The following is a 989-nucleotide window of genomic DNA, read 5'->3' on the forward strand; positions in this document are numbered from 1 at the left end:
CCATTACAGTGAATGGTGTTTGGTACGTATTGTAAAAGTACAATTGAACGATTGTCTTTGTGAATGATCTTCCGATACTTGAGCACGTATCTCAATATGCTTTTATAAAGCAGGTGATCGTGTTAATTTGGAGCGTTTTTTATGACTAAAATATAAAACAAATGGGCCTACTTTGTTACAGGCTATTTCGATCAAACCATGATATTAAAGATCAAACCATGATATTAAAATTTAAAGAAGAAAAAACTCAATTGGTTTGAATAATTTTTAATGGTATTTTAGAAGAATCTCAACTGTATATAATCAACAAAAAAGATTTGGTAATAGAGTGTTGTAAGGTAAATATTGAATGTAATTTAATAGCAAAATTAATGCTCAAATAAAACGAAAAATAATCTCTAATGAAGAAAGAACGGTGTTTGATAGTATCGAAACTGCTTTAAAAATTTACGTGCACCAGAATGGTTATTTTACTTGATGATGAATTTCAATAAAACGAAGTCGCTTTAATTGTCGTTACCGAAAAGGTTATTGGGTAAGTAGATTAATTTTATGCCTCAATCAATGGAAGAGGTTTAATTTGTTTATCAATGATAGTTAGCGATTCTGAACTTTTAAATATTATTATGACGATGAGCAGCATTCAAATTGCATGATGTTATATCAAAAACTCCTTTGGAGGGGGTGTCTCTATTGAAAGAGCTTACGATGTTATAACAAGGAGTTCTAGGTTGTTCAGAAACCGGTTTCGCAGAATGCGCATCATGATTGATGCGAAAATGGATCTGACGATATTGTTAGGCTCGGCCATGTTTTTTCCTTGAAGGCAAAAGATACAAGAGTTTTATTCCGGCTGGAACATACGGAAGGAAGTGTCGATTTGTGTCGTTTGGCAGGTTTGAAGTTATTCAGTGTTTTATATGAGGTATTAAGTGAAAGTAGTATGACGTACATTTTCTCAATGTACAACAGTTTACCGAATATATTAG

At 32.3% G+C, this 989-nt stretch carries 1 protein-coding gene; it reads left to right on the forward strand.

What is annotated here, in order from left to right; all coding sequences use genetic code 11:
* Positions 1 to 793 precede the first annotated feature (793 nt).
* The coding region (locus CLERM_RS04170) for a 3,4-dihydroxy-2-butanone-4-phosphate synthase (protein ID WP_420838470.1) at positions 794 to 989 on the forward strand (196 nt) is incomplete at its 3' end.

It is taken from the genome of Coxiella-like endosymbiont (genome assembly GCF_002871095.1).
Classification (GTDB): Bacteria; Pseudomonadota; Gammaproteobacteria; order Coxiellales; family Coxiellaceae; genus Coxiella.